A 759-nucleotide genomic window follows, 5' to 3' on the forward strand; every position below is an offset into this window, starting at 1 on the left:
CGGGTGTGATCAAGACGGTGATGGCGCTGCGTCATGGTGTGCTGCCGGTGACCCTGCATGTCACCGAGCCGTCCTCGCATGTCGACTGGTCGGCGGGGGCGGTGTCGCTGCTCACCGAGAACACGCCATGGCCGGCCGCCGGCGGCCGGCCGCGACGCGCGGGCGTGTCGTCCTTCGGCCTCAGCGGCACCAACGCACACATCATCCTGGAACAGGGGCCCGCCGAACCCGCCGAACCCGCCGCCTCCGACCCGGCGCCCGGCGCGGACCCCGTCCCCTGGCTGGTCTCCGCCGCGTCAGAGGCCGCGCTGCGGGCCCAGGTCGAACAGGTACGCGCGCTCACCGGCGCCCCGGTCGACATCGGGCACTCGCTGCTCCGCCACCGCGCCCTGCTGGAGCACCGGGCCGTGTTGTTCGACGGCGCTCAGATCGCCGCCGGTACGGCGGCCGACCGGACCCTGGCCGTGTTGTTCTCGGGGCAGGGTGCGCAGCGTTTGGGTATGGGGCGGGGGTTGTATGAGCGGTTCCCGGTGTTCGCGGAGGCGCTCGACGGGGTGCTGGCCCGTCTTGAGCCGGGGTTGCGGGACGTGATGTGGGGGGATGACCGGGAGGCGCTGGACCGGACGGGGTGCGCGCAGCCGGCGTTGTTCGCGGTCGGGGTGGCGTTGTTCCGGTTGCTGGAGTCGTTCGGTGTGCGGCCTCGGTTGCTGGCGGGGCATTCGGTGGGGGAGGTGGCGGCGGCGCATGTGGCGGGGGTGT

The 759-nt window shown here is 73.3% G+C and carries 1 protein-coding gene; it reads left to right on the top strand.

The features are described 5' to 3' along the window. Positions 1–759 (top strand): acyltransferase domain-containing protein (locus tag SCWH03_RS28265; RefSeq protein WP_173267769.1); only part of this gene is annotated, 759 nt, incomplete at both ends.

It is taken from the genome of Streptomyces pacificus (genome assembly GCF_011766325.1).
Taxonomy (GTDB): Bacteria; Actinomycetota; Actinomycetes; order Streptomycetales; family Streptomycetaceae; genus Streptomyces; species Streptomyces pacificus.